The following is a 25,514-nucleotide window of genomic DNA, read 5'->3' on the forward strand; positions in this document are numbered from 1 at the left end:
CATCCTAAGGTTCGATGTCGGCGATCAAGACCGTTGAGTCATCGTGCGAGCGCCGGTGTCGGCTCATGAGGGCGCGGCAGGCATCCGCGGCCTTCATTCCACGAAACAGCGATAGATCGAAGCGAGGGGAGACCCCGTCGGTGAACACGACGAGCCGGTCGCCTCGCGCGAGCTGCGCATCGAAGATCCGGACCTTGCTGAGCGATGCGCCGAGGATGCCCGGGCTCTGGAGCCACTGCACGCGCGTGCCGTACGACATCAGCTCGACGTTGCCGATGCCGCAGCCCTGGAGCCGCCCCTCCCGGAAGCGGCAGATCATGCCGGCGGCGCCGCGGGTGCCGCGGAGCCGCACGTGGAGACGATCGATGAGGGCGCGGACGTCCTCGCCGCTCGGCGCGTCGGCGAGCGTCTTGAGCGCGACGTTCGCCGCGGCCGCCGCGTGCTCGCCGTGGCCGAGGGCGTCGATGACCGCGAAGAGGACGCCGTCTTCCCCGGCTCGCACGAACGCGGCGTCGCCGCTCACGAGCTCTCCGTCCTTGGGGAGGATCGCATACTCCACGGAGAGCTTCACAGGTGGACCTCGATCTCCACCCGCGTGCCCTTCGGCCCCGAGTCGATATGAAAGCGATCGGCCAGCCGCTTGACCCCGATGATGCCGCGCCCCATACCGGTCTTGCTCTTGTAGCGCCCGGCGAGGATCTCCTGCAGGTTCTGGATGCCTGCGCCCTCATCCACGGCGACGATGAGGAAGCGGACCGGGCTGTCGCGCTGCACCGCGAGCTCGATCGTCCCGCCAGGGGTATAATGGACGATATTTCGCGCGAGCTCGCTGACGATGGTCGCGACCTTGTGCGACGTGAAGCTCTTTGCGCCGGCCGCATCGCAAACGGCCTTCGCGCTCAGACGCGCCTCGCTGATGTCGGCCTCCACGTTGATGACCATGACCTTCGAGCGCCGCGAAGGTCGTTCGCCGCCAATCGCCGAAATTTCCGACCTGAGCCGACCGAGTCGCGTCGGATCCACATAGAGGCGGGCTCGGCGCTCGATGCTCGGAAGGATGTCGGGGAGGTCGTCGAGCGAGAACGCCTCGGGCTGGATCTCCGCCTCCCGCATGGCCCGGAGCAGGACTCCCTCTGCGTTCATCGCCGAGAGATAGCCGAGCAGGACGTTGAGAATCTGTTCGTGCGCGGGAGTCATCCGGAAAGCGCCTGGACCGGCAGGGTACCGGGGCCCCGGGTCCGCGTCGAGTGCGCGGCGACGGCATCGCCGGGTTCGCCAGCTGTGAGGCGGAAACCGCCGAGCTCCGGCCGGACGGCGCCAGCAGGGCTCGCTCGGTCCATCACTCGCATCGCGCAGGGCGTCGAGCGGCCCGTGCCCGCGCCGACCGGACGGCCTACGGCCGGCTCCAAGCAACGCTCGTGCCTGGCTGACCGGCCCACCGAGGTCGCTCAGGCCGGGTAGTACGACGCCTGGCCTTGACGCAGCTCCTCGGTGATCTTGTTCTCCGCAAGGAGCTTCTTGAGCGGCTCCTGGAGCTCCGCCGCAGGGGTCCCCATCGCCAGCGCAAGGTCGTCGATCCCTTGCCCAGGCTCGATCTCCACATGGGCGAGCAGGGCCTCGGCGATCTCGTCCCCGGAGCTCCCGGACGACAGGCTCGCCGGGTTCGCTGGGTTCACCGGAGCGGCCTGTTCGGCGGCTTTCACGGGGGCCGTGACGGCGGGCGCCGGGGTGCGCGCGGCGCGCGACTTCGGCGCTGCGACGGCCGGACGCGCGCCGCCTCCGCTCGTCCGCGACGCGGCCGCCTTCTTGCGCGGCGCAGCGCGCGTCGGCGTCTTGGCCGACGGGGCCTTGCGAGGAGGCGCGGCCGGACGGCTCGGCGCCGGAGCGCGCTCGCCCTTCCGGACCGGCTTGGCGGGAGTCGCGGCCGGCCCGGTCGATATCCCAGCGGCGCTGATGTCGACTTGCAGGTACCGCCCAGCGGTCCGGAGAACGTCCTTACGGACCAGCGCTCTCAGGCCCTCCAGGAACTCGGCCACGGAAGCACGAATCTCATTCTCGATCTCGACATCGGATATCACGCTGCCGCCGTCTCATGAATCCCTCGGAATGTCAACGTCTTCCACGCACAGTGGCCCGCACGGGCCGTAGAAACCAGGTGTTCCTGCGCCGGTCGGCGCTCGCGACCGGGCGCCGGATCCCTGGCTGGGGCCGCGCGCGTCCAGTGTGAATTTGCCGTTTTATCAAATGAAATGCTGGCAAGATCTGAAACGCATCGAGAGATCATGTCGGGCCCCTCCGTCTGCACGCATGGGCCTCGCGCTCGGGCAGAGGTCGACTCGCCGCTCACGGCCGCGCCAGGGTGGCGGCCCTGTGGGTGTGCTCAAGCAGCCTTGACGGCGCGGAGCGACGCGCGGCGCAACGGGCGGAGCTGCGACGCCGCAAAGGCCGCGCCGAGGGCGAGCCCGCGGAGCGTCAGCCGCATGCAGAGGACGTCGAGATACCCCTCGCGGTGCAGGGCGGTGATCGCCCGGCGAACGTCGGTCCGACGCACCTGAAGGGCCGTGGTCAATGTGTCGAGGTTCACCGTCTTGCCCTCGCTCTGGAGGGCAACCAGCGTCCGGAGAAGATGCGGAGCGAGGTCCTTGTTGGTCATGGCGCGCACCGTAACCGTCCCCCTGAACGGCCGTACAGTTTGTGGCGACGTTTTTCTCCGAGTCGCCAGCGGGGAGCGCTGGAGACGCCCCGAAGGCGACCGTCGTCTATGGTAGGTCCTCCCCGTGCGCGCCGACGCCTCACCTCCTCAAGCCGTGATCCTCGCCGGCGGACTCGGCACCCGGATGCGCCCCTGGACGGAGCGCACCCCCAAATTCCTGCTGCCCGTGGCCGGGCGGCCGTTCGGGGCGTGGCTCCTCGATCGGCTCGCCGCAGCGGGCTTTGGTGAGGTGGTCCTCTGCGTGGGTCACCTCGGCGACGCCGTTCGACGGGCGATGGGCGATCGGTTCGCGGGCCTGCCGCTCCATTATGCCGACGACGGCCCCGATCTCCTGGGCACGGCCGGCGCGCTGCGCCGCGCGCTGCCCCAGCTGGCTCCTGTGTTCCTCATGACCTACGGCGACTCCTACCTCCCCTTCGACTACCTGGCCCCGCTCCGGGACCTCTGCACACACCCCAGCGCGCTCGGCACGATGGCCGTGTACCGGAACGAGGGTCGGTTCGACGCGTCGAACGCCGCGGTCTCGGGCGACCTGGTGGTGCGTTACGAGAAGCGGCGCGCGGGCGCGCCGCCCGACCCTGCGCTCGACCACATCGATTACGGCGCCACCGCGCTCCGCCGTGAGGTCGTCGAGGCGCTGCCGGCCGACGCGCCGCTCGGCTTCGAGGTGGTGCAGCGCGACCTCGCGGCGCGCGGCCTCCTCCGGGCCTTCGCGGTCGCGGAGCGCTTCCACGAGATCGGCTCGGAGCAGGGCCTCCGCGATCTCGAGGCCGCCCTCACGACCGCGGCCGCGACGGAGGAGCGGGGATGATCGTCTCTCGCGCCCCGGTCCGCTTCTCCCTCGGCGGCGGCGGGACCGATCTGCCCGCGTACTCCGGCCGCTTCGGCGGCTACCTCGTGTCGGCCGCCATCGACAAGTACATCTATGTGACGGCCAACAAGCGTTTCCACCGGGACATCCGCCTCGCGTACTCCAAGACCGAGATCGTCCCCTCGGTCGACGCGATCGAGCACCCGATCTTCCGGGAAGCGCTCCGGATGATGGGAATCGAGCACTCGATCGAGCTCACGAGCGTCGCGGATCTCCCCGCGAACTCGGGCCTCGGCTCGTCGAGCTCGTTCACGGTCGCCCTCCTCAACGCCCTGCACACGTACAAGCGCGACTTCGTGTCGTCCGAGCAGCTCGCTCGCGAGGCCTGCTCCATCGAGATCGAGCGCCTCGGAGAGCCGATCGGCAAGCAGGACCAGTACATCGCCGCCTACGGCAACGTCACGGCGTTCACGTTCTCTCCGGACGGCTCGGTGCACGTCGAGCCCGTCCCGGTCCGCGACGAGGTGCTGGACGAGCTCGAGAGCAACCTGCTCATCGTGTGGAGCGGCGTCGAAAGGCCGGCCAGGATCGTGCTCTCGGAGCAGGGCCGGCGGCTGCAAGACCTGGAGCCCGCGGTGGTCGAGCGGATGCACCGCATCAAGGAGATCGGCCGCGACGTGCACCGCATCCTCGTCACCGGCAGGCTCGACGATTACGGCGAGCTCCTCCACGCCCACTGGACCCAGAAGCGTAAGCTCGCGTCCAAGATGACCGATGAGGTCCTCGACGAGATCTACGAGCTCGCTCGAGGCGCGGGGGCGCTCGGCGGCAAGCTGATGGGGGCCGGCGGCGGGGGCTTCTTCATGTTCTACGTCCGGCCGGCGGAGCGGCGCCGGGTGCTGGAGGCGCTCGCCGCGAAGGGCCTGCGCGTCCTGCGCTTCCGCTTCGATCTCGACGGCGCGCGCATCGTCGCGAACCTGCACCGATCGTGAGCGGGCGCGCCGGCGCACCCCTCCTGCTGGGCATTTCAGCGGGACTCTGGCTATAGATCGCCCATATGCCTCAGAGCACGCACGACTTCGTCGAAAAGTACCTCCGCGAGACGTCCGAGATCGCCCTCGCGACGAGCCCCGACGACATGGCTCGCGTCATCGAGATCCTCTTCGATGCGTACCGGAGCGATCGCACCATCTACACGTGCGGCAACGGCGGCTCGGCGGCCAACGCGAGCCACCTCGCCTGCGACATCGCCAAGTTCACGTGGGTCGACGGCAAGCGGCGCTTCAAGTGCACCTCGCTCTGCGACAACGCAGCGCTCCTCAGCGCCCTCACCAACGACGTCGGCTTCAACCGCATCTTCCTCGAGCAGCTCGACGGCCGCATGGTCGCGGGCGACGTGCTCGTGTGCCTGAGCGTGCACGGCGGCTCGGGCGCCGATCGCGCCGGCCCATGGTCGCAGAACCTCGTCGCCGCCGCGGATTTCGCGAAGAAGACGGGGGCCAAGGTGCTCGCGCTCGTCGGCTACGACGGCGGCGCCCTGCGCCAGATGGCCGACGCCAGCGTGATCGTGCCGAGGACGCGGGCGGGCTACACGTCGACGCCGCACGTGGAGGGCTTCCACGAGGTCTACCACCACCTCATCTGCGAGCGGCTCCTCCAGCTCGTGGCCGAGAGCTGAGCCCCGCGTGGCGAGGCGCGGGATCCTGCTCGACCGCGACGGCACGCTCATCGACGTGGTGCGCGATCACGAGCTCGGCGTCGTCGTCACGGCGTTTCATCCGGATCAGATCCGCCTCCTCCCCGGCGCGATCGAGGGCCTGCGGCGCCTGGCGGACGCGGGGTTCCTGCTGGCGATCGCGACCAACCAGCCGGGCGCGGCGAAGGGCCAGGTCCCGTGGGGGGCGATCGAGCGCACGAACCGCGCGCTCGTCGATCGCCTCCGCGAGGCCGGCGTCGCGATCGCGGCGCTCGCGGTGTGCCCGCACCACCCCGAGGGCGGGCCGGGCGGCGATCCGGCGCTCATCGGCCCGTGCGATTGCAGGAAGCCCAAGCCGGGCATGCTCACGGCGCTCGCGCGCGATCTCGAGCTCGTCGTCGAGGAGAGCTGGATGATCGGCGACGCGCCGAGCGACGTGGCGGCCGCGCGCGCGGCGGGCATGCGGGCGGGCCTCGTCATGGATGGACGCCGCTGCGAGCTGTGCCCGCTCCGCGGCGAGGCCGCTCTCCCCTGCCCCGATCGCGCGGCGCCGCGCCTCGATCTCCTCGCCGCCGAGATCCTCGCCGAGCCGCGCGGCTAGCGGACTCTGGCGCGCCACGCCGTGCCGTGCCGCGCCGCGCCGCGCCGCGACGCCCGATAGCCCGCGCGCGGCGTGCTACCGTCCCGCCGTGACGCCTCCTCCGGATCACGACGGCGGCGCGCTCGACGATGGGGGCGCCCGCGACGACACCCCGGCCACCGCGGCCGAGCTCGACGCCCGCCTCTCGGCGGCCCGCTACATCTCCGATCCGGCGACCTCGCTCGCGCTCTGGCTCGCCCTCCGGATGGCGCGGCCGCTGCTGCTCGAGGGGCCGGCCGGCGTCGGCAAGACCGATCTCGCCCGCGCCGCCGCCGAGGCGCTCGGCCGAGGGCTCATCCGGCTCCAGTGCTACGAGGGCCTCGACGAGGCGAAGGCGCTCTACGAGTGGGACTACGCGAAGCAGATGCTCTACACGCAGCTGCTGCGCGACGCCGTCGCGAAGGAGATCGCCGGCGCGGCGAGCCTCGCCGCGGCCGCGCGCGCGATCGCGGGGAGCGAGGCGTCGTTCTTCAGCGAGCATTTCTTGATCGCGCGCCCGCTCCTCGCGGCGCTGCGGAGCGCCGCGCCGGTCGTCCTGCTCATCGACGAGGTCGATCGCGCGGACCCTGAGTTCGAGGCGTTCCTGCTCGAGGTGCTCTCCGACATGCAGGTCACGATCCCCGAGCTCGGCACGATCCGCGCCGCGCACCCGCCGCTCGTCCTGCTGACGACGAACGCGACGCGCGAGATGACCGAGGCGCTGCGCCGCCGGTGCCTGCACGCGTTCCTGGACTACCCGCCTCCGTCGCGCGAGCTCGCCATCCTGAGGGTCGCCCTCCCGGGGATCGAGCCCCGCCTCGCGGCGCAGATCGTGGCGTTCGTCGGCGCCCTGCGGGCCATGGATCTGCGGAAATCTCCCGCGATCAGCGAGACGATCGACTGGGCCCGCGCGCTGCTCCTGCTCGGCAAGCGCGCGGTGACGCCGGAGCTCGCGCGCGACACGCTCGGCGTCCTGCTCAAGCACCAGAGCGACCGCGGCGACGCGGAGGCGAAGCTCGGCACCCTCGTGCGTGCCGCCGAGCACGCGGGCGCGGACGAGCCGGTTACCTGAGCTCGGCCACCTTCTCGCCGAACAGCTTCTCGAGCCGCCCGAGCATGGCGTCGTTCGGCTCGACGCGCAGATCACGCCCCAGCGACAGCACCGCCTCTGCACCATCATCGAGCTGGATCACGAGCTGCACCGGGCACACCCCGGGGCTCGCCCGCAGGAGCGCCCCGAGCCGATCGATGTGCTCGCGCCTGGCGCTGCGCGACTTCAGCGTGATCGCCACGCTCCGGGTCTGCGCGAGGATGGCGTCGGCGAGCGGCTGCACCTCGTCGAGCAGCAGGGTCGGCTCGCGCGGCGCGGCCTCGGCCTCCTCGGCCCCCTCGTCCACCATCGGGAAGCTGATCTTCCCCGAGATCAGGACCGGCTCCCCCCGGTTCAAGAGGTCCGCGTAGCTCTCGATCTGCTTCTCGCGCACCTTGACCTCGACCCGGCCCGTCGTGTCCTCGAGCACGAAGAACGCGATCTTGCCGCCGCCCCCCTTGAAGATGCGCTCTCGGTAGCCCTCGACCATCCCGCCTACGCGCACCCTGGCCCAGGCATCCATGCCGGCCAGCGCGCTCACCGCGGTCACGTCGAAGCGGTTCAGATCCACGCCGTACCGATCCAGCGGGTGCCCCGAGACGTAGAACCCGAGCGACTGCTTCTCCCGCGAGAGCGTCTCGCGCAGATCCCAGTCCTCGGCCATCGGGTAATCGTCCAGCCTCACCTCGCTCTTGGACGCCACCGCCGCGAACAGGCCGATCTGCGCGCTGTTCCGATCCTTGCTCGCGGAGCGCGAGCGCTCGAGCGCCCTGTCGATGCCGGCGAACGCCCGCGCCCGCGAGATGCCCCGCGCATTGAGGCTCGCGTCGAACGCGCCGCACTGCACGAGCGCCTCGAACACGCCCTTGTTGACCCGCCGCGGATCGACCCGCTCGGCGAAGTCGAACAGATCCGCGAACGCGCCGCCCGCGTCCCGCGCCTCGAGGATCGCCTCGAGCGCCGACTCGCCGACGCCGCGGATCGCGCCCATTCCGAAGCGGATCTTCGGATCGTACGGGTCCCTCACCCGCGAGCCTCCGCGCCGGGTGCCGGTCACGCGCTTGCCGTTCGTCGCCGGCTTCGCGCTGTAGACGACGGTGAAGTCGGTCTTGGACTCGTTGATCTCGGGCGGGAGGATCTCGACCCCCCACGCGCGCCCCTCCGCGATGATCCGCACGACCTTCTCTATCTTGTCGCGGTCGGCCGTCATCAGCGCGCAGAGGAACTCGACCGGGTAGTGCGCCTTGAGGTAGGCCGTCTGGTAGGTCAGCAGCGCGTACGCCGCCGAGTGGCTCTTGTTGAAGCCATAGCCCGCGAAGTACTCGAGGAGCGCGAAGATGCGCTCGGCGTCCTCGGCCTTCACCCCGTTGTTGAGCGAGCCGTCGACGAACGTCGCCTTCTGCTTCGCCATCTCCTCGGGCTTCTTCTTGCCCATGGCGCGCCGGAGCAGATCGGCGCCGCCGAGCGTGTAGCCCGCGAGCTTCTGCGCGATCTGCATGACCTGCTCCTGGTAGACGATGACGCCGTACGTCGGCTGGAGGAGCTCGTCGACGAGCGGGTGCATCTTCTCGATCGGCTTGCGGCCGTGCTTGCAGTCGACGAAGTCCTTCACCATGCCGGTGCCGAGCGGCCCGGGCCGGTAGAGCGCCACGGCGGCGACGATGTCCTCGAAGGCGTCCGGCTTGAGGTCCTTGAAGAGCTGCTGCATGCCGCTCGACTCGAGCTGGAACACCCCGGTGGTCTCGCCCGACTGGAGGAGCGCGTAGGTGGCAGTGTCGTCGAGCGGCACCGTGTTCACGTCGAAGCGATTGCCCTCCTTGCCCGCGAGGTCGGGCCGCGCGTTCACGAGCCGCACCGCGATATCGATGACGGTGAGCGTCTTCAGCCCGAGGAAGTCGAACTTCACGAGCCCGGCCAGCTCGGCGTCGTCCTTGTAGTACTGCGTGACGAGCTGCTCGCCGTTCTTGAAGCAGGGGACGTGGTCCCAGAGCGGCCCCTCGCTGATCACGACGCCGGCGGCGTGCATGCCCGCGTGCCGCGTCAGGCCCTCGAGCTTCTGCGCCTGCTTCAGGAGCTCCGCGACCGTGGGGTCGCTCTCCTTGAGGGCCTTGAGCTTCGGCTCGATCTCGAGCGCCTCGGGGATCGTGTACATGATCCCCGGGCTCTTCTGCGGGATGAGGCTCGCGATCTTCTGCGCCTCGTTCGCGGGGAACGCCATCGCCCGCGCGACGTCCTTGATCACGCTCCGCGCCTTGAGCTCGTGGAACGTCGCGATCTGCCCCACGGAGGGTTTGTCGGCCTCCTTGCTGTACTTCTTGGTGACGTAGGAGATGACCTCGTCGCGCCGGTCCATGCAGAAGTCGACGTCGAAGTCGGGCATGCTCACGCGCTCCGGGTTCAGGAAGCGCTCGAACAGCAGGTTGTACGGGAGCGGATCGAGATCGGTGATATCCATCGCATAGGCGACGAGCGAGCCCGCGCCCGATCCGCGGCCCGGCCCGACCGGGATGCCGTGGTCCTTGGCGTACTTGATGAAGTCCCAGACGATGAGGAAGTAGCCCGGGAAGTCCATCTGGACGATGACGTTGAGCTCGACGTCGAGCCGCGCGCGGTAGGTCGCCTCGTCCACTCTCCTGCCCGTCTGCGCGATCTGGGCGAGCCGCTTCGTGAGGCCGTCGTGCGCCACGTGCCGGAAGTACGACGCCGAGTCCGAGAACCCGCTCGGCAGCGGGAACGTCGGGAGCATCGGCTTGCCGAGCTTGAGCTTCAGCGTCGAGCACCGCTCGGCGATCTCGAGCGTCGACCGCACCGCCTGCGGGTGGTCGCGGAACAGGTGCATCATCTCGTCGGCGGGCTTGAGGAACATCTCGAAGCTGCCGTGGTGCGCGGCGCTCGCCTCCGCGAACGTGCGGTTGGCCGCGATGCACGACAGGTAGAGCTGCCCCTCGCCGTCCTCGCGCGCGCCGAAGTGCGCGTCGTTGGTCGCGACGAGCGGGAGCCCCAGATCGCCCGCCGCCCGCGCCAGGATGCCGTTGAGCACCGACTGCTCGACGAGCCCGTGGTCCTGCAGCTCGACGTAGAGGCTCCCGGGCTGGAAGCAGTCCCTGAGCCGGCTGAGCGCCTCGCGCCCCTCCCCCTCGCCCTGCTCGAGGATCCGCTGGGCGACGACGCCGCCCATGCAGCCGGTCAAGCCGATGAGCCCCGCGCTGTGCTGCGCCACCGTGTCGAGCCGCACGCTCGGCGCGAGCCCGCTCACGGGATCGACATGCCCCTGGGAGACGATGCGGACGAGGTTCTTGTAGCCCTCCTCGGAGGCGGCGAGCAGCACGAGGTGATCGACGGGCGTCTCGTCCACGCCCGAGCGCGACACCTGCCCCGCGGCCGCGCCCCAGCCGCGGGCGACGTTGACCTCGCAGCCGATGATCGCGCCGATGCCCTGGTCCTTGCAGGCCTTGTAGTGCTGAATCGCCCCGAACATGTTCCCGTGGTCGGTCAGGGCGACGGCGCGCATCCCCAGCGATTTGGCGCGCGCGGCGAGGTCCTTGACGCGCAGCGAGCCGTCGAGGAGCGAGTACTGCGAATGCACGTGGAGGTGGATGAACTCAGCGGTCACAGCAGGCTTCCAGGGGGCTTCTCATCGTGGTGGTAGTCGGGAAAGACCGGTAATCGGGGAGAGGGCGCGGAGAGCAAGATCGGGAGGCGTCGGGACAATCCACCAGCGCTCGCCGGCGGGCTCACATATAGCGCATTGCGCAGCGGGGATCGCCCTTGATGAGCCGCGCAGGCCGGCGCTAGCATGTGCGCCCGTCCGAGAGTACTTGCCTGATCCGGGGTGGGGTTTCCAGAAAGTGAGGTCGATGATGCGTCAATCCCGTATCGCCGTCGCGGTGTATTTGGCGACCGCGCTCGTGTCCGCTGCCGGTTGTGGCTCCGAGGCCACGGCGCCTGTTGTTCAAGACGTCGACCTCGGTCAGCCGCCCGCGCCGGGGCCGGAGCAGGCAGCGGATGGCGAGGGCGTCGCGTTCGCGATCGACCGGCTCTTCCTCGGCGATACGGATCGCGACGGGAAGAAGGTGGCCGGCAGCTGGAAGCAGTACGGATTCAACCTCGACGGCAAGGTGTCCAGCACCGTATCACAGGACCTGTGCAAGCCGGTGGATGACACCGCCCCTTCGGAGGTCTATCCGGACGGCGCCGATGGGATCGACAACGCATTTGGCAGCAAGCTCGTCGGCCTCATCTCCAACCTCCTGACCGACCCGTCGACCCGGGTCAGCGACGCCATCGGCAAGGGCGATTTCACGGTGATCTTCAAGGTCGACGGGCTCGGCGAGCGGTCGTCCTACAACCCCCTCACCGCGAAGCTCTACGGCGGCGCCACGCTGGGCGAGGCGCCCACCTGGGATGGCGCCGACCGGTGGCCTGTCGTACCGGAGCTCCTCGACGACGCTCAGGACGTCGAGAGCTCCAAGGTGGTGTTCCCGGCCAGCTACGTCGTCGACGACACATGGGTTTCGGGCCCGGATTCACAGGTCACGTTCCAGCTGAACCTGACGGTCTCGGACACCATCATCGGTCTCACGATCCGCAACGTGAGGATCGCGATGGATCTCGCGCCCGATCACAAATCGGTGGTCAAAGGGACCATTGCGGGCGTGCTCGAGACGGCTGTCCTCGTCGAGGAGCTCCGCGGCGTCATCGGCGCCGTACAGCCGAATTTCTGCGAAGGCTCCGCGCTGGAGACGATCCTCGACCAGGTCCGCCGCGCCTCGGACATCATGAAGGATGGCAGCCAGGACCCGAGCAAGGAATGCGACGCCATCTCCATCGGCATCGGGTTCACAGCGAAAGCGGTCCAGCTGGGCGAGATCGCGCCGCCTGCCGAGACGACCGGCGTGCCGTGCCAGCCGGCGCCCGCAGACGAAGGCTGATCGCCGCGCGACTCGCATCCACCGGCGGCCACCGCGTCGCGCACGCCTCCTGGACTCCCTGGGCACCTCCCGGGTGCCCGCGCCCGCCGCAATCCCCACAGCCTGCGACGTGCAACCTGCTCCGCTGGGTCCGGCCACCCGCGAAGATCGTGCTCGTGCTTGAGCCGTCGCGCCCCCCGCGAGCGTCTCAAGGAGCGACCCCACCCGTCCAGGGTACGCGCTGAGGCAAGGGAGGTCTTGCCAGCGCGCTCTCGGTCCGCCCGCTGGTGGGCGGGCCGCGAGGCGCCCTCTTCCTGGTTTCGTTCGTCCTGACTTTTCGCTAGAAGTCGGCATCGCTTCGAGCGTCCACCACGCAAGTACCCGATGGCGGTGAAGATTCATGGCGAGCTGCCGTCCAAGGGCGTCAGCCCGGCGGGTCGCCGATGCGAGCTCTGGCTCGTGCCCCTCAGAGGAGAACAAGGTCCATGCGTAGATACGTCGCTTCCGTTCTGTGCGCCGTGATGATGATTGGCGCTGCCGCCGCGACGGCGGGTTGCACGGCCAGCGCCTCGTTCAACGCCGGCAAGGAGCCGGTGGCCGAGCCCCCGCCCCCGCCCCCGCCGGAGCCGAAGCCCGAGCCGAAGGAGGAGAAGAAGCCCCGCCCGCGCTTCAAGCTGACGTTCAAGCTCAAGGGCAACGAGGTCTCTCTCCCCGGCCCGGTGGTCTTCGAGACGAACAGCGACAAGCTCCTGCCCGAGAGCGACGAGGTCCTCAACCTCGTCGACGACTTCCTGAAGCAGCGGGAGGATGTCAGCCTGCTCCGCGTCGAGGGCCATACCGACTCGGACGGTGAGGACGCCGCGAACCAGACGCTGTCCGAGAAGCGCGCGATGGCGGTCGCTCGCTGGCTCGTCGCGAAGGGGAACGACTGCAAGCGCTTCATCGCCGTCGGGTTCGGCGAGACCAAGCCGGTCGCCGACAACAACACGCCCGAGGGCAAGGCCCAGAACCGCCGCACCGGGTTCTTCATCGCGGCCATCAAGGGCAAGGCGGTCGACAAGCAGCCCGTGGACGGCGGCGGCAAGGTCGCCGGCGACGCCTGCAAGTGACGCCGCTGCGCCCGGGCGCGCTTCGTGCTGCGCGCCGCGATCACCGCGGGCCCGGGCACGTCGGGGCGCTCCCCTTCTGCTGACGGCGGAGCTCAGTGGCCGGCGCACGCCGGCCACCGGAACCGCTGCGTTCTCCGCGCGCCGGCGGCCGACGCCGCCCTGCGATCCTTCTTTTCTTGCCTCCCCCACCAGCTTCACTATCGGTACGTCTCCACGACATGCGGACACGTCACGACAGGTCCCTGGGTCGCCTCCTTTCCATCGCCCTCCTCTCGGTCGGCCTCTTCGGCTGCAACTCCGGGGCGGGCGACGTCCGCCCGTGGACGCGGGACGACCACGATCCGCCGAACCCCGGCGAGGGGCAGGGCCAGGGCGGCAAGGTAGCCGCTCGGCCGGTCGCGTCCGATGAGACCGATCCAGGGCTGATCGAGCTCGCCTGGCAGCGAAACTGCTCCACCTGCCACGGCAGGGCCGGGCGAGGCGACGGTCCGCAAGGCCCGATGGTCCGCGCCCCGGACCTCACCGACGGGGCATGGCAGGATCGGGTGACCGACGCCCAGATGGCCGACACGATCAGGAAGGGCAAGAACAAGATGCCCGCGTTCGACCTGCCGCAGCCGGTGATCGAGGGCCTCGTGAAGCGCGTCCGCACCAACCGAGCGCGCTGAAGCCTGATGAGCTCGACCTCGCAGCACGATCTCGATGAGGTGCCGGAGGAGAGGCCGGCGGAGCCGGAGGCCCGGCCGCCGTGGCTCCGGCGTCTGGCGCCAGCGATCCTCCTGCTGGGTGCGCTGGTTGCGGGGAGCATCCTCGTCAAGCGCCTGCCCGAAGAGCGGGAGATCGAGCTGCGGCTCGACGATGCAGCGACGGTCGTGCAGCTCGACGTGACGTGGACGGATTCTTCTTCGAGCGACCGTGCGGACGACACGGCGACGGTCATCGACAGCTCATGGCGCTTCGCCGAGGGCACGGCCCCGCGGGCTGTCCTCACGAAGGTCTCGCTCCCGGATGGCCTCTACCAGGTGGAGATCAAGGTCGGCAGGAAGGGCGGGCACGACGTGACGAGCCGGGCCATCACGCTCGCGGACGAGTCCCGGATCACGCTGTTCGTGCACTGAACGGCGCCCCGCGCGTTCCCGCCGGCCTCGCGGAGCGCACTTCGGCCCGCGCTTCGGCCGGCGCTCCTGGAGCGAGCCCAACAGCAGCCGGATGCGCCAGAGACCTGCTGGTGCTCGATGCGGTCGCCCGGCGCACGAGACCGTTGACGCCCGCAAACCGACAAGCAAGGCAGCGCCACGAGTTGGACGCGTGTCTCTGAGGTACCACCTCGCGTCCAGCGAGCCGCACGCAGCCCTTGATGAAAAACCTTCACACTTAAATATAAGACATCGTTATTGTTGATATTTTTCTGCTTCCAGTGACAGCGTTTCGGGTGGGAATGGAATGTGAGAACGAATTCCCTTGATGCGTTCCCCCCGAAACCGCTACTTCTTGGCCCGCGGAAGCAGGGCGTGGCACCTTATCCTACAACCACTTACACGCTCTGACTGGGACGACCGTGGTGCATCGTGGTGCCCCCCCGGAGGGAGCGACCATGCGGCCTTTACAGTGCCGCTGGAGGCGGAGAAGGAGAACCGATGAGGATCACCCCGTGGTATCTGGCTGCGCTCGCCCCGTTCGCCGCCATTGGTTGCAGTGGCGCGTACCTCGGTCACGCCGCTGTCGTCGCATTGACGATCGGCATCTTCCTCGGGACCCTTTCGCTCGGCCGCACCCCGAGCTCGAGCCCCGCCCCGCCGAACGCCCCTGTCTCCTGACTTTCTCGCCCAGCTGCCGCCTGCTGCACCTCGACGCGAGGGTTTCCCGGGCGCGCGACAGCGCTGGAGCTTACGCTCGGGGAGCGTGAGGTCATGACGCAAGACGCCTCGGTCGGCCGGCTCAAGCGGCTCGAAGAGTTCACGCTCATGGACCTCGAGTCCGTGCACCTCATCCTGCGCGGCGACTCGGTCATCGACTGGAGGAGGCTCAACCTGCAGGGCGAGCAGGCGGCGCGGGACCTCTTGCTGGCGCAGGAGTTCCGCCCGGACGAGCCGGGGGATCGCGCCCACCTCGAGAGCGTCAAGAACGAAGCGATCGCGTACCTGCGCCGCCATTTCGAGTTCCCGATCCCGAGCCCGGTCGCTCGCGCCTCGGTCGAGGAGATCCTGCTGCTCGCCTCGGGCAAGGGCCACCGCCAGCTCTGCGCCTGCACGATCCTCAAGGCGATGCACATCATCCATCACCTGGCCGGGCGCGAGCTCCTCTTCTCGATCCCCATGTCGGACCAGGACGTCTTCCACCTCGTCGAGGAGAAGGTGTACCGGGTGATCGGCGGCATGCTCGCGGCGGGCTTCCCGATCACCGAGTTCATCGGCGGGCGGAAGAACAAGGACTCGCTCTACACGAAGCTCCTGTCGAAGACCGACACGACCGCGGCGGCCATCTACGACAAGCTCCGCTTCCGCATCGTCTGCCGCACCGTGGACGATCTGCTGCCGGTGCTCCTGTACCTGTCCGAGCGGCTGTTTCCGTTCAATTACGTCGTGCCAGGCGAGAGCACCAACACGATCCTGCGGTTCCGGAGCTACTGCGAGACGCGGCCCTTCCTTCAGCCGATGCTCGACGCGTTGCAGACCGACGTCGACGACGGGCTCACGGCAGGCGACAACAGCTTCAGTGATCGGAGCTACCGCGTGATCCACTTCGTCGTCGATCTGCCGGTGCGGCTCCCCGCCGAGATCCTCGACATGGCGCCGCCCGCGGCCTGGGCGCTCGGGCCGATCATCTTCGTCCTGTGCGAGTTCCAGCTGATCGACCGCGAGACCGAGGCGGCGAACGAGGTCGGCGAGGCGAGCCACGCCAGGTACAAGGAACGGCAGAAGCAGGCCGTCATGCGCAGGCTCAAGCTCGGGGTCCGCTCCACCCGTGATCCGGCGAGCGGCGGGCCCAAGCGAGACCGCTAGGCGCCGCGGTCGGCGCGGGTCGCCTTCCAGACGCCGTAACCGAGCGGGCAGGCCGGCGAGATCCGCGGGATATCTTGGGGGGTGGGTCCCCGGAGAGCGGCACGCGTGAGCAAGGCGGCGAACGCCGCTGCGACGCCGGGAGCAGTCGGGCTATCGGAGCAGAGGCCGCCGAGCGAACAGCCTGGACGGTGACCGACGGCGCTCGATCGAGGAGGCCTGCCGGCCCCTCAACGACACCGCCGGACGAGCGGGCTCAGATGCGGCCCTTCAGCGCGTCGCGATCGAGGACGACGATCCGGCGGCGATCGATCTCGATCACCCCCTTGCGACGGAGATCGCCCAGGGTGAGCGTGACGGTCTCGCGGGTGGAGCCGATCATGCTCGCCATCTCCTGATGGGTGAACGGCGCGGAGATGAGCACCCCGCGCGGATCGGGGATGCCCCAGCGCGTCGCGGCCTTGAGCAGGAACTCACAGAGGCGGGCCTCCACATTGCGGAAGAGCATGGACGCCAGGCGCTCCTCGGTGTCCGTGTGCCGCTCGACCAGCGTGGTCACGATGGCGGCGGCGAAGTTCGCGTCGCTCGCCATCAGGTTGCGCACCGTCGCGAGGGGGACGAGGAGCGCCTCGACGTCCTCCGTGGCGATCGCGCTCTCCCGGTGGGCCGTGACACCCCCGAGCGCAGCCTCGCCTAGCACGTCGCCGGCCCCTCTGTAGCCGAGCGACAGGCTGCGCCCGTCGCTCATCCCACGCACCAGCCGGACTCGGCCAAGGCTGAGCATGGCGAGCGCGGTCGTTGCGTCGCCCTGCGTCACCAGGTGACGCCCTTTCGCGACGCGTTGGATCGTCCCTCCGTCCGCCAGCGCCGACTGCGTGGCCGGAGAGGCCGCGTTGCCGATCGCGCCGCGCCGGACAACCCGCCGTTTGCGGGAGTCCAGGTCGAGTCCACCGTCGTTCCCGAGCGCGCCAGGCTGGACCCTGACGCTCCGTGCCATCGCATCCTTACCCATCATCATCGCGGCTGCTCCTGCGGTTTGCGGTGTCGCGGTCCTACTGTTCCGGGGGGCCCCACCGGCTGGGGGGGGCCCGACTTGTGCCGGAACCTCCCACTTGCGTTGACATCCTGGATACCCGGCCCGTACCTTTCGGTTCGAGCCGGGCACGCCCCGTGAATGAACCCCTGCACGGGGGAGCCAGTTCGACCGCTCCTCCAGCTACGGACGTTGGATGCGCCTCTTTAGCGGCAAAATTACTCCCCTCACAGAAGAACTCGTCCGCGCGCTCGTGGACAACCGCGATATCGAGTGCGAATCGAAGAAAGAGGTCGCGCTCGACGTCGAGTCGGTCTTCACGAGCTACCTGCACGCAGAGCGGGAAGCGACCGAGCGGGCGAAAGAGATCCTCCAGGCACGCGGACTGCCTCAAGGCGAGTTCAACCGGGTCAAGCGCCTGGCCGCGGAGCAGAAAGGGATCAAGACCGGTGAGGAAACCATGGATTATCTCCTCGACCAGCTGCTCGAGATGCTGATGCACTCGAACAACGTCGAGGAGGTGTTCGTCGAGGACCACGACCTGCGCCGCCGGATAAGGCCCATCCTTCGGAAGTACCTCGAGATGGACGAGGCGCTCGACACCGAGGTGCGCGGCAAGCTCCGCCACGTTCAGGAAGGCTCCCGCACCTGGGAAATCGAATACCAGCGGGTCATGGGCGAGATCCAGCGACGCAAGGGGCTGCTGTAATCGCCGCCGCCAGGCAGGCGAGCTCTCAGCCGAGCAAGCGAACCGTCTGCGGCGTTTGCCGGTCCAGCGAGACGCCGTCCGCCCAGGGCCTCGGCGCCCGGTCCGCAGGGATATCGCTTGTGGGATAAGCGCACACCATCTGCGACCATGCCCGCGGCGGAGCGTTCCTTCTGCCAGATCGGGCGTCGTCGTGGTACCGGAGGACATCATGAGCTGGATTCCGAAGGTCGAGGCGAAGCGCCACTTCTGTCATAAATGCAAGAACGAGCTCATCTTCGAGGTGAAGCTCCAGCGCGCGGACACTTGTCCCCACTGCGGTGTCGACCTCCACTGCTGCAGGAACTGCGAGAACTGGGACCCGGCCGCGCACAACCAGTGCAAGGAGCACATCGCCGAGTACATCCCGGATCGGGAGAGTGCGAATTATTGTACTTTCTTCACGTTCAAGAACGGCGTACCGGAAGACAACTCGAAGCGCATCGCGGATTCTCGCTCCAAGCTCGACAACCTTTTCAAGAAGAAGTAGGCGCCCGCTGGGGGAGCACGCACATGTCCACGCCTCGCTACTTGATCACCGGCGGTGCCGGGTTCATCGGAAGCAACCTCGTCGCGGCGCTGACCGCCGCCGGCGAGCGGGTCCGCGTCCTCGATAACCTCGCGACTGGGCGATGGGAGAACCTCGACGGGCTCCCCCACCAGTCGCTGATCGAGCGCATCACGGGGGACATCCGGGACGCGGCGGCGGTCGCGACGGCGGCCAAGGGGGTCGAGGTCATCCTCCACCAGGCCGCGCTCGGCTCGGTCCCGCGCAGCGTCGAGTCGCCGATCGAGTCGAACTCCGTCAACGTCGGCGGCACGGTCACGGTGCTCGACGTGGCGCGCCGCCAGGGCGTGCGCCGGGTGCTCTTCGCCGCGTCGTCCAGCGCGTACGGCGAGACGCCCGTCCTCCCGAAGCACGAGGGCATGGAGCCGATGCCGCTGTCGCCGTACGCGGTCACGAAGCTCGCCTGCGAGCACTACATGAAGGTCTTCGCGGGCATCTACGGCATCGAGACCCTGAGCCTGCGTTACTTCAACGTCTTCGGGCCGAACCAGACGCCGGACGGCGCCTACGCCGCGGCGATCCCGCGGTTCGTCGACGCCGCCCTGCAGAACCGGCCGATCCCGATCTTCGGTGACGGCGAGCAGACGCGCGACTTCTGCTTCATCGAGAACACCGTGCTCGCGAACCTCCTCGGCGCGACGTCGCCGAAGAAGTTCAAGGGTGAGGTCATCAACATCGCCGGCGGACGCAGGATCGGGCTGAATGAGCTCTGCAAGGAGATCTCGCGGGCCCTCGGGCGGGACGTCGCGGTCGAGCACCTCCCCGCCCGCGCCGGGGACATCCGACACTCGCTCGCCGACATCTCGCGCGCGGCCGAGCTCATCGGGTACGAGCCCCGCGTACGCTGGGAGGACGGCATCGTCCCCACGGTCACGTACCTGCGGACGCTCCGTGAGAAGGGCACCGCGGCCGCGTCGGCCACGGTGACCTGTGGCAAGGTTCCGCTCCCCAAGGCCCAAGAGGCCTCGGACAGCGGACCAAAGGCGAGCTAGGTAGAGCGGGGCGGCTCGTGCGGAGCATGACCGGCTTCGGGCTCGGTGACGCTTCGCTCACCGATGGGCGCGTCGTCGCCGAGATCCGCTCGGTGAACCAGCGCTTCCTCGACGTGCGCGCGCGACTCCCGCGCGAGCTCGTCGATCTGACGATGTTCGCCGAGCAGGTGGCGCGCGAGCGCCTGCGGCGTGGGCGCATCGAGATCATCGTGCGCACCGAGGGCGCGGTGCTGGCCCCGAGCACGCTCGACAAATCGAAGGCGCGCGCGGCGTTCCGCGCCTTGGCGGAGCTCCGCGACGAGCTCGCTCCGGGCGCCGACGTGCCGCTCTCGCTGCTCTGCGCCGTGCCGGACCTCTTCGCGCCCGCCGGCGGCCACGAGATCGCGGCCGTCCGCGCGGCGCTCAAGCTGGCCATCGAGCGCGCGATCGACGCGATGGAGGGCATGTGCCTGCGCGAAGGCGAGGCGCTCGCCAGCGACATGCGCGGGCGGGTGGCCACGTTGCGCGCGCTGTCGTCCGAGGTCGTGGCGCGCGCGGACGAGGCGCGCGAGGCGCTCAGGCGCCGCCTGCGCGAGCGGGTCGAGCGCCTGCTCCAGGGGGTCGAGGCCGGCTTCGAGGCGACGCGGATCGAGGCGGAGGTGATGCTGCTCGCCGAGCGCAGCGATATCACCGAGGAGGTCACCCGCCTCCGGAGCCACCTCGACCAGTTCGGCGGCGCGCTCGCGGCCCCGAGCGGCGACCCTTGCGGAAGGAGGCTCGACTTTCTGCTTCAGGAGATGGTACGCGAGGCGAACACGCTGGGCTCCAAGGCGCAGGACGCCGCCATCTCCCATCACGTCGTGGCGATGAAGGTGGAGCTCGAACGCCTGCGGGAGCAGGTACAGAACATCGAGTGACAGGAGAGCATGTCGACCGAAGCACTCAGTGACGACTTCCTCCTCCTCATCGTGTCGTCCCCGTCCGGCGCGGGGAAGACGACGCTCTGCGGGAGGCTGCGCAGCGAGTTCCCCGACCTGCGCTTCTCGGTCTCCCACACGACCCGGCGCCCGCGCCCGAACGAGGTCGACGGCCGGGAGTACCACTTCGTCGACCCGAACACGTTCGAGCAGATGATCCGCATCGGCGCGTTCGCCGAGTGGGCCAGGGTGCACGATCACCTCTACGGCACGAGCCTGAAGGAGATCGAGATCGCCCGCGCCACCGCGCGCGGCGTGCTCTTCGACATCGACCACCAGGGCGCGCGGCAGATCAAGGCGAGCCTGCCCGAGGCGGTCGCCGTGTTCATCCTTCCCCCGTCGCTCGCCGAGCTCGAGCGGCGCCTGCGCGGGCGCGGCACCGAGGACGAGCCCACGACGCTCCGCCGCCTCCGCAACGCGAAGGGCGAGATCGAGCATTACGGCTTCTTCGACTACGTGATCGTGAACGACGAGATCAACCGCGCCTACGAGCAGCTGCGGTCGCTCGTCTTCGCCGAGCGGTGCCGCCGCCAGCGGCGCGCGGCCCTCTGCGAGCGGCTGCTCTCGGAGCGGAGGTTCGAGCGATGAGCGCCGGCGCGACGCGCGACGTACTCGCCATCATCGGCGGCAGCGGCGTCTACGAGATGGGGTGGCTGGAGGACGTCGAGGAGGTCTCGGTCTCCACCCCCTTCGGGCTGCCGAGCGACGTGGTGCTGCGCGGGCAGGTCAAGGGCGGCGACGCGACGGTGCTCTTCCTGCCGCGCCACGGCCGCGGGCATCGCTTCTCGCCGTCGACGATCAACTACCGCGCGAACATCTGCGCGCTGAAGATGCTCGGCGCCACGCACGTGCTCAGCGTGAGCGCCGTCGGCTCCCTGCGCGAGGACATCGTGCCTGGCGACCTCGTCGTCGTCGACCAGTTCATCGATTTCACGAAGCGGCGGATCTCGACGTTCTTCGACGAAGGCCTCGTCGCCCATGTGCCGTTCGCCGATCCGGTGTGCCCGATCCTGGCGAGCGCGGTCCACGACGCGGCGCTCGCCACCGGCGCGCGCGTCCACCGCGGCGGCACCTATGTCTGCATCGAGGGCCCTCAGTTTTCGACGCGGGCCGAAAGCCGCATGTTCCGTACGTTCGGCGCGCATGTCATCGGGATGACCAACTTGCCCGAGGCGAAGCTCGCCCGCGAAGCGGAGCTCCCTTACGCCACGCTCGCGCTCACCACCGACTTCGATTGCTGGCACGTCAGCGAGGAGGCGGTGAGCGTCGAGGCGGTCATCGCCGTACTCAACCGCAATATCGGGTATGCGCGGGACGTCGCGAAATCCCTCGCCCGCAATCTCCCCGACGTGTCTCAGAGCCCGGCCCGTCATGCGCTGGAGAAGTGCATCATGACCACGGCCGGCGCGTCATCGCCCGACGCAGAGGCGCGGCTCGAGTGGCTCATCGGCCCTCGGCGCAAGGCCGACTGAGCTGACCTCAGGCCCCTCGGCGGCGCGCCCGCTCCTCCGCGCAGCGGGCGCGAGGGGGCGCAGCGGGCGCGAGGGGGCGCAGCGGGCGCGAGGAGCAAGGCGGGCTCTGCTGGCGTCGGGGGCGACCGCGGCGCAGCGGCGCTGTCGCAGAAACGAAACGCGCGGCTAGCGGCTACGCACAAACCTGGCTAAGAGGCGTCGTGTGACGACCTCATCCGCGATCCTCATCATCGGCTCGATGGCGTTCGACGACCTCGAGCTCCCCTCCGGCAACGAAAGAGACGTCGTCGGTGGCTCGGCCACCTACTCGGCGTTCGCTGCCTCGTGCTTCGCTCCGGTGCGCACCGTGGCCGTGGTGGGCGATGATTTCCCCGAAGAGACCCTCACGGCGATGCGATCCCGAGGGATCTCGATCGAGGGCGTCGAGCGCGCACCCGGGAAGACGTTCCGCTGGGCCGGGCGCTACGACGTGGATCTCATCCATCGCACGACGCTGGACACGCAGCTCAACGTGTTCGCGTCGTTCGCGCCGAAGCTGCCGGACACCTACCGCGACACGCCCTTCCTCCTGCTCGGCAACATCCATCCCGCGCTCCAGCTCGACGTCCTCGAGCAGGTCCGCGCGCCGCGCTTCGTCCTCGCCGACACGATGAATTTCTGGATCGAGGGGGAGCCGAAGGCGGTCGCGGCGATGCTGCGCCGCATCGACACGCTCGTGGTCAACGACGAGGAGGCGCGCCAGCTCTCGGGCAAGTACAACATCCGCCGCGCGGCGAAGGAGATCCTGTCCCGTGGTCCGCGCCGGCTGATCATCAAGCGCGGAGAGCACGGCGCGCTGCTCTTCGACGAGGAGGGCGTGTTCGCCGCGCCCGGCTTCCCGCTCGAGGACGTCATCGACCCCACGGGCGCGGGCGACGCCTTCGCCGGCGGGCTCATCGGTTACCTGGCGTGCCAGCCGGAGATCACGCCGCTCGCGATCCGGCGCGGCATGCTCCACGCGACGGCGACGGCCTCGTTCTGCGTCGAAGCGGTTGGCACGCGGCGGATCGCGACGGTCACTCGAGCCGACATCGCGGCGCGGCTGACCGAGATCCGGGCGCTGTACGAGTTCGGCGCAAGCACCATGTGATGCCCCCTTGGGGGTGGCGCTGGCCCGAGCGCCTGCCGTGTGCGGTCGCTGTTCACCTTCCGGCGCATAGCCGTGCTAGACGACCGTCAAAGTGAACATGAACCTCACCACCCGAACATTCGCAGGCATCGCCTTGCTGGCCCCCCTCGTCTTCGGTTGCGCGGCCCGTACGGCGCCGTTCGACGAGATGGACAAGGCGCAGATCACGGTCCTCCGCCTCCAGGGGCAGGAGCTGGCCCCGACGCCCGTAGCGACAACCGGGGCCCCCACCCTCATCCCGGGCATCCCGCCCGAGCTCCAGCAGATGGGGCAGGCCGCCCTGCAGGGGCTGCAGCAGGCGCTGCCCGGGCTCATCCCGCCCAACCTCATCCCGGGGCAGACCGCCAGCACGCCGGTCCTGCCCGCGCAGCCGCGCTTCAAGAACTTCGTCATCCTCCAGCAGCGTCAGCTCACGACCAGCGACGCCGACGCGGAGCTCACGGACCAGATCCTCGACGTCTTCGGCGACGAGGACAGCTTCACCGCGGACCGCGGCAACTGCTTTTATCCCGGCCTGGGCATCTCGATGGTGCGGCCGAACAACCCCACGCCTGTCGACCTGCTCGTCTCCTTCTCGTGCAACCAGGCCATGGGAGACGGCTTCCGCTGGCCTTACGCGACCAACGGCTTCTCGGCCGAGACCCACAAGAAGCTGAGCGAGATCTACCAGCAGCTCTGGGGACAGGCGGTCCCGCCCGGCGCCTGATCCCCTGCCGCGGGCAAGGAGCTCCGCGGTCGAATTTGTAATCAACACCACATATCGTGACCGCAGGGTCCGGATGGCTAGACTTGATCGAGCTTCCGAGGTCCACGCGTATCGGTCAGGAGCGCGCCGCACGACGTCATGATCCCCCAACCCCAGCTGTTGCCGGGAAAGGAGCTCGGGCACTACGAGCTCCTCCTGCCCATCGCGCAGGGGGGAATGGCCACGGTGTGGGCCGCGCGCCACAAGGGTCGTCGTGGCTTCCAGAAGACGGTCGCCATCAAAACGATGCTGCCGTCGCTCTCGGATGATCCCCAGTTCGAGAAGATGTTCCTTGAGGAGGCGAGGCTCGCCTCGGGGATCCATCACCCGAACGTCGCCGAGATCCTCGACCTCGGCGAGCAGGACGACGTCCTCTACATCGTGATGGAGTGGGTCGACGGCGAGGCGCTGTCGGTCATCGCGAAGGCGGCGAACAAGAGCGGCGTGGCCATCCCGCTGCGCATCGCGCTCCGCGTCCTCGGCCGCGCTTGCCTCGGCTTGCACGCCGCGCACGAGCTCCGGGACCCGCAGAACGACGACCAGCTGCTCGGGCTCGTGCATCGCGACGTGTCGCCCCAGAACATCCTCGTGACGTACGACGGCCACGTGAAGCTCGTGGACTTCGGGGTCGCCAAGGCCACCAACCGCACGCACAACGACACGACCGCGGGACAGATCAAGGGCAAGGTGCCGTACATGTCCCCGGAGCAGGCGCGAGGCGAGCGGGTCGATCGACGCACCGACGTCTTCGCGATGGGGATCGTGCTCTACAAGTTGACGACGGGAGAGCACCCCTTCGCCGCAGAGAACGACCTCCTCACGCTCAAGTACATCACCTCGCGACCGGCGCTCTCGCCTCGCCTGAAGAACCCGGATTTCCCGCCCGAGCTGGACCAGGTCCTGATGAAGTGCCTGCAAAAGGAGCCGGAGCGCCGATACCAGACGATGCTCGAGCTGGAGAGCGCCCTGGAGGCCGTGCTGGCCAAGGAGCCGACGGTGACGGACCACGACGTCGGGGCGTTCGTGCGCGGGCTCCTGGGAGAGCGCAACCAGCGCCGGCGCGCAGCGCTGCGCGACACGGTCCGCATGCTCGACGAGCGCGCCTCCCACCCGCCCGAGGTGATGCTCGTTCGCGACAGCATCAGCGAGCTCTTCTTCACGCAGCTCCCTCCTGGTCACCCGAGCGCCCAGCTCCCCGCGCCCCGCCGGAGCACCCCCGCGCCCTCGCGACCGGCGCTGCCATCGCTGCCATCCGAGTCGCTGATCCCGAGCTCGCCTGGCCAGGACACTCAGCTGGGCCCGATCGAGGTCCCGGCGGCGCGCCGCCGCGCGGGGACGCGGGTGGCAGCCGCTGCGCTCGCGCTCATCACGTTACTGGGCGCCGGGGTGATGTGGATCCGGCGGCCCGCGCCGCAGCAGGGCATGTCCGAGGAGCTCACGGTGCACGCCCACGGCGCTGGCCCGGCGGCGACCGAAGCCACGACGGGCGCAACGCCAAGGCCGGACGGCGCGCCCTCGCTCCTGGCCGACCACGGCGGCGTGGGCGCTCGGTCCGCCCCCGAGGCGAGCGCTCCGGACCCGACGGCGAAAGGCGCAACGGGCGCCGCGACGGCGAGCGCGACGGCTGCTGGACCGAGCGCCACCAGCGCGCGCAGAACAACCCCGGGCAAGCGTCCCTCGACGAAGTGGGTACCGACCGTGACCAACCCCGGGTTCTGAGCGGCCGCAGGGCGCGGCAGCTCCGCGACGCGCTCCTCCTGGCGGCAAGCCTGGGCGTCGTAGGCGGCGCCCTGCTGTTGCGGCGGAGCCGAGCGTCCAGCGCCTCGCCAACCCCGGCGCAGGCGAGCGCGCCCGCGGAACCGTCGCCCCTGCCCAGGGGCGGTGAGCC

General features: G+C 69.4%; 26 protein-coding genes. 20 read left to right on the top strand and 6 right to left on the bottom strand.

Annotation, left to right across the window (positions count from 1 at the left end; genetic code table 11):
• Nucleotides 1-4 precede the first annotated feature (4 nt).
• The 4 genes from WMF46_RS20490 to WMF46_RS20505 all read right to left on the bottom strand — a co-directional run bounded on the left by WMF46_RS20490 (nucleotide 5) and on the right by WMF46_RS20505 (nucleotide 2,653).
• Nucleotides 5-571 carry a SpoIIE family protein phosphatase gene (locus WMF46_RS20490; RefSeq protein WP_437554158.1) on the bottom strand — a complete coding sequence of 189 codons (567 nt, stop codon included), beginning with the start codon at nucleotides 569-571 and terminating at the stop codon, nucleotides 5-7.
• On the bottom strand, nucleotides 568-1,197 hold the full coding sequence (locus WMF46_RS20495; RefSeq protein ID WP_437910250.1) for an ATP-binding protein: 630 nt from the start codon (nucleotides 1,195-1,197) through the stop codon (nucleotides 568-570). The genes WMF46_RS20490 and WMF46_RS20495 overlap by 4 nt, the downstream gene beginning before the upstream one ends.
• Nucleotides 1,198-1,448: 251 nt before the next feature.
• Complete coding sequence (locus tag WMF46_RS20500) at nucleotides 1,449-2,036, bottom strand: hypothetical protein (RefSeq protein WP_437987143.1); 588 nt, start codon at nucleotides 2,034-2,036, stop codon at nucleotides 1,449-1,451.
• A 344-nt stretch (nucleotides 2,037-2,380) separates the two neighbouring features.
• Nucleotides 2,381-2,653 (bottom strand): hypothetical protein, encoded by a 273-nt coding sequence (locus WMF46_RS20505; RefSeq protein ID WP_437554164.1) that lies wholly within the window; start codon nucleotides 2,651-2,653, stop codon nucleotides 2,381-2,383.
• A 124-nt stretch (nucleotides 2,654-2,777) separates the two neighbouring features.
• Here WMF46_RS20505 and WMF46_RS20510 point away from each other — a divergent pair, with 124 nt between their 5' ends.
• The 5 genes from WMF46_RS20510 (at nucleotide 2,778) to WMF46_RS20530 (ending at nucleotide 6,911) form a co-directional block, all read left to right on the top strand.
• Nucleotides 2,778-3,524 (top strand): nucleotidyltransferase family protein, encoded by a 747-nt coding sequence (locus WMF46_RS20510; protein WP_437987144.1) that lies wholly within the window; start codon nucleotides 2,778-2,780, stop codon nucleotides 3,522-3,524.
• On the top strand, nucleotides 3,521-4,516 hold the full coding sequence (locus tag WMF46_RS20515; RefSeq protein ID WP_437987145.1) for a GHMP family kinase ATP-binding protein: 996 nt from the start codon (nucleotides 3,521-3,523) through the stop codon (nucleotides 4,514-4,516). The genes WMF46_RS20510 and WMF46_RS20515 overlap by 4 nt, the downstream gene beginning before the upstream one ends.
• A 65-nt stretch (nucleotides 4,517-4,581) precedes the next feature.
• A complete protein-coding gene (locus WMF46_RS20520) occupies nucleotides 4,582-5,202 on the top strand; it encodes a D-sedoheptulose-7-phosphate isomerase (protein WP_437987146.1) in 621 nt (206 codons plus the stop codon).
• A 7-nt stretch (nucleotides 5,203-5,209) separates the two neighbouring features.
• Nucleotides 5,210-5,821 (top strand): D-glycero-alpha-D-manno-heptose-1,7-bisphosphate 7-phosphatase, encoded by a 612-nt coding sequence (locus WMF46_RS20525; protein ID WP_437987147.1) that lies wholly within the window; start codon nucleotides 5,210-5,212, stop codon nucleotides 5,819-5,821.
• 88 nt (nucleotides 5,822-5,909) lie between these two features.
• Nucleotides 5,910-6,911, top strand: coding sequence for an AAA family ATPase (locus WMF46_RS20530; protein ID WP_437978691.1), 1,002 nt, complete (start codon nucleotides 5,910-5,912; stop codon nucleotides 6,909-6,911).
• Here the strand turns inward: WMF46_RS20530 and dnaE are convergent.
• Nucleotides 6,904-10,542, bottom strand: a complete 3,639-nt coding sequence (gene dnaE, locus WMF46_RS20535) for a DNA polymerase III subunit alpha (RefSeq protein ID WP_437987148.1) — start codon at nucleotides 10,540-10,542, stop codon at nucleotides 6,904-6,906. The two genes, WMF46_RS20530 and dnaE, sit on opposite strands and share 8 nt — an antisense overlap.
• Before the next feature lie 244 nt (nucleotides 10,543-10,786).
• Here dnaE and WMF46_RS20540 point away from each other — a divergent pair, with 244 nt between their 5' ends.
• The 6 genes from WMF46_RS20540 to WMF46_RS20565 all read left to right on the top strand — a co-directional run bounded on the left by WMF46_RS20540 (nucleotide 10,787) and on the right by WMF46_RS20565 (nucleotide 15,950).
• Nucleotides 10,787-11,860, top strand: a complete 1,074-nt coding sequence (locus WMF46_RS20540) for a hypothetical protein (RefSeq protein ID WP_437987149.1) — start codon at nucleotides 10,787-10,789, stop codon at nucleotides 11,858-11,860.
• A gap of 464 nt (nucleotides 11,861-12,324) precedes the next feature.
• The gene (locus tag WMF46_RS20545; RefSeq protein WP_437554177.1) at nucleotides 12,325-12,948 is read left to right on the top strand and encodes an OmpA family protein; all 624 of its coding nucleotides are present in this window, start codon (nucleotides 12,325-12,327) and stop codon (nucleotides 12,946-12,948) included.
• A gap of 218 nt (nucleotides 12,949-13,166) precedes the next feature.
• Nucleotides 13,167-13,616, top strand: coding sequence for a c-type cytochrome (locus WMF46_RS20550; protein ID WP_437987150.1), 450 nt, complete (start codon nucleotides 13,167-13,169; stop codon nucleotides 13,614-13,616).
• 6 nt (nucleotides 13,617-13,622) lie between these two features.
• On the top strand, nucleotides 13,623-14,066 hold the full coding sequence (locus WMF46_RS20555) for a hypothetical protein (protein ID WP_437987151.1): 444 nt from the start codon (nucleotides 13,623-13,625) through the stop codon (nucleotides 14,064-14,066).
• Nucleotides 14,067-14,585: 519 nt separating this feature from the next.
• Nucleotides 14,586-14,765 carry a hypothetical protein gene (locus WMF46_RS20560; protein WP_012236385.1) on the top strand — a complete coding sequence of 60 codons (180 nt, stop codon included), beginning with the start codon at nucleotides 14,586-14,588 and terminating at the stop codon, nucleotides 14,763-14,765.
• A 93-nt stretch (nucleotides 14,766-14,858) separates the two neighbouring features.
• Nucleotides 14,859-15,950, top strand: a complete 1,092-nt coding sequence (locus WMF46_RS20565; RefSeq protein WP_012236386.1) for a TIGR04552 family protein — start codon at nucleotides 14,859-14,861, stop codon at nucleotides 15,948-15,950.
• Nucleotides 15,951-16,203: 253 nt separating this feature from the next.
• Here the strand turns inward: WMF46_RS20565 and WMF46_RS20570 are convergent, their stop codons facing one another.
• On the bottom strand, nucleotides 16,204-16,944 hold the full coding sequence (locus WMF46_RS20570) for a Crp/Fnr family transcriptional regulator (RefSeq protein ID WP_437987152.1): 741 nt from the start codon (nucleotides 16,942-16,944) through the stop codon (nucleotides 16,204-16,206).
• Nucleotides 16,945-17,176: 232 nt separating this feature from the next.
• On the opposite strand from WMF46_RS20570, the gene WMF46_RS20575 reads away from it, so the two are divergent.
• From WMF46_RS20575 to WMF46_RS20615, 9 genes are all read left to right on the top strand, one after another.
• Complete coding sequence (locus WMF46_RS20575; RefSeq protein ID WP_012236388.1) at nucleotides 17,177-17,689, top strand: DUF507 family protein; 513 nt, start codon at nucleotides 17,177-17,179, stop codon at nucleotides 17,687-17,689.
• A 208-nt stretch (nucleotides 17,690-17,897) separates the two neighbouring features.
• Complete coding sequence (locus WMF46_RS20580; RefSeq protein ID WP_437987153.1) at nucleotides 17,898-18,215, top strand: hypothetical protein; 318 nt, start codon at nucleotides 17,898-17,900, stop codon at nucleotides 18,213-18,215.
• Between the two features lie 23 nt (nucleotides 18,216-18,238).
• Complete coding sequence (locus WMF46_RS20585; RefSeq protein ID WP_437987154.1) at nucleotides 18,239-19,285, top strand: SDR family oxidoreductase; 1,047 nt, start codon at nucleotides 18,239-18,241, stop codon at nucleotides 19,283-19,285.
• Nucleotides 19,286-19,311: 26 nt separating this feature from the next.
• Nucleotides 19,312-20,181 carry a YicC/YloC family endoribonuclease gene (locus WMF46_RS20590; RefSeq protein WP_437555443.1) on the top strand — a complete coding sequence of 290 codons (870 nt, stop codon included), beginning with the start codon at nucleotides 19,312-19,314 and terminating at the stop codon, nucleotides 20,179-20,181.
• Between the two features lie 9 nt (nucleotides 20,182-20,190).
• Entirely contained in the window at nucleotides 20,191-20,829 is a 639-nt protein-coding gene (gene gmk, locus WMF46_RS20595) for a guanylate kinase (protein WP_012236392.1), read from the top strand.
• A complete protein-coding gene (mtnP, locus tag WMF46_RS20600) occupies nucleotides 20,826-21,713 on the top strand; it encodes an S-methyl-5'-thioadenosine phosphorylase (RefSeq protein ID WP_437554186.1) in 888 nt (295 codons plus the stop codon). Before gmk ends, mtnP begins: the two co-directional genes overlap by 4 nt.
• 202 nt (nucleotides 21,714-21,915) lie before the next feature.
• Nucleotides 21,916-22,842 (top strand): PfkB family carbohydrate kinase, encoded by a 927-nt coding sequence (locus WMF46_RS20605; protein WP_437987155.1) that lies wholly within the window; start codon nucleotides 21,916-21,918, stop codon nucleotides 22,840-22,842.
• 97 nt (nucleotides 22,843-22,939) lie between these two features.
• On the top strand, nucleotides 22,940-23,587 hold the full coding sequence (locus tag WMF46_RS20610) for a hypothetical protein (protein ID WP_437987156.1): 648 nt from the start codon (nucleotides 22,940-22,942) through the stop codon (nucleotides 23,585-23,587).
• A 138-nt stretch (nucleotides 23,588-23,725) separates the two neighbouring features.
• Nucleotides 23,726-25,345 carry a serine/threonine protein kinase gene (locus WMF46_RS20615; protein ID WP_437987157.1) on the top strand — a complete coding sequence of 540 codons (1,620 nt, stop codon included), beginning with the start codon at nucleotides 23,726-23,728 and terminating at the stop codon, nucleotides 25,343-25,345.
• Nucleotides 25,346-25,514: the final 169 nt, after the last annotated feature.

The organism is Sorangium sp. So ce117 (assembly GCF_051524395.1).
Taxonomy (GTDB): Bacteria; Myxococcota_A; Polyangia; order Polyangiales; family Polyangiaceae; genus Sorangium; species Sorangium cellulosum_B.

Coding starts and splice junctions, on each gene's coding strand:
- WMF46_RS20610 (WP_437987156.1), top strand. CDS start 22,940: ATGAACCTCACCACCCGAACATTCGCAGGCATCGCCTTGCTGGCCCCC.
- WMF46_RS20550 (WP_437987150.1), top strand. CDS start 13,167: ATGCGGACACGTCACGACAGGTCCCTGGGTCGCCTCCTTTCCATCGCC.
- WMF46_RS20580 (WP_437987153.1), top strand. CDS start 17,898: ATGAGCTGGATTCCGAAGGTCGAGGCGAAGCGCCACTTCTGTCATAAA.
- gmk (WP_012236392.1), top strand. CDS start 20,191: ATGTCGACCGAAGCACTCAGTGACGACTTCCTCCTCCTCATCGTGTCG.
- WMF46_RS20515 (WP_437987145.1), top strand. CDS start 3,521: ATGATCGTCTCTCGCGCCCCGGTCCGCTTCTCCCTCGGCGGCGGCGGG.
- mtnP (WP_437554186.1), top strand. CDS start 20,826: ATGAGCGCCGGCGCGACGCGCGACGTACTCGCCATCATCGGCGGCAGC.
- WMF46_RS20545 (WP_437554177.1), top strand. CDS start 12,325: ATGCGTAGATACGTCGCTTCCGTTCTGTGCGCCGTGATGATGATTGGC.
- WMF46_RS20540 (WP_437987149.1), top strand. CDS start 10,787: ATGATGCGTCAATCCCGTATCGCCGTCGCGGTGTATTTGGCGACCGCG.
- WMF46_RS20520 (WP_437987146.1), top strand. CDS start 4,582: ATGCCTCAGAGCACGCACGACTTCGTCGAAAAGTACCTCCGCGAGACG.
- WMF46_RS20565 (WP_012236386.1), top strand. CDS start 14,859: ATGACGCAAGACGCCTCGGTCGGCCGGCTCAAGCGGCTCGAAGAGTTC.
- WMF46_RS20495 (WP_437910250.1), bottom strand. CDS start 1,197: ATGACTCCCGCGCACGAACAGATTCTCAACGTCCTGCTCGGCTATCTC.
- WMF46_RS20585 (WP_437987154.1), top strand. CDS start 18,239: ATGTCCACGCCTCGCTACTTGATCACCGGCGGTGCCGGGTTCATCGGA.
- WMF46_RS20575 (WP_012236388.1), top strand. CDS start 17,177: ATGCGCCTCTTTAGCGGCAAAATTACTCCCCTCACAGAAGAACTCGTC.
- WMF46_RS20555 (WP_437987151.1), top strand. CDS start 13,623: ATGAGCTCGACCTCGCAGCACGATCTCGATGAGGTGCCGGAGGAGAGG.
- WMF46_RS20505 (WP_437554164.1), bottom strand. CDS start 2,653: ATGACCAACAAGGACCTCGCTCCGCATCTTCTCCGGACGCTGGTTGCC.
- WMF46_RS20590 (WP_437555443.1), top strand. CDS start 19,312: ATGACCGGCTTCGGGCTCGGTGACGCTTCGCTCACCGATGGGCGCGTC.
- WMF46_RS20570 (WP_437987152.1), bottom strand. CDS start 16,944: ATGGCACGGAGCGTCAGGGTCCAGCCTGGCGCGCTCGGGAACGACGGT.
- WMF46_RS20615 (WP_437987157.1), top strand. CDS start 23,726: ATGATCCCCCAACCCCAGCTGTTGCCGGGAAAGGAGCTCGGGCACTAC.
- WMF46_RS20560 (WP_012236385.1), top strand. CDS start 14,586: ATGAGGATCACCCCGTGGTATCTGGCTGCGCTCGCCCCGTTCGCCGCC.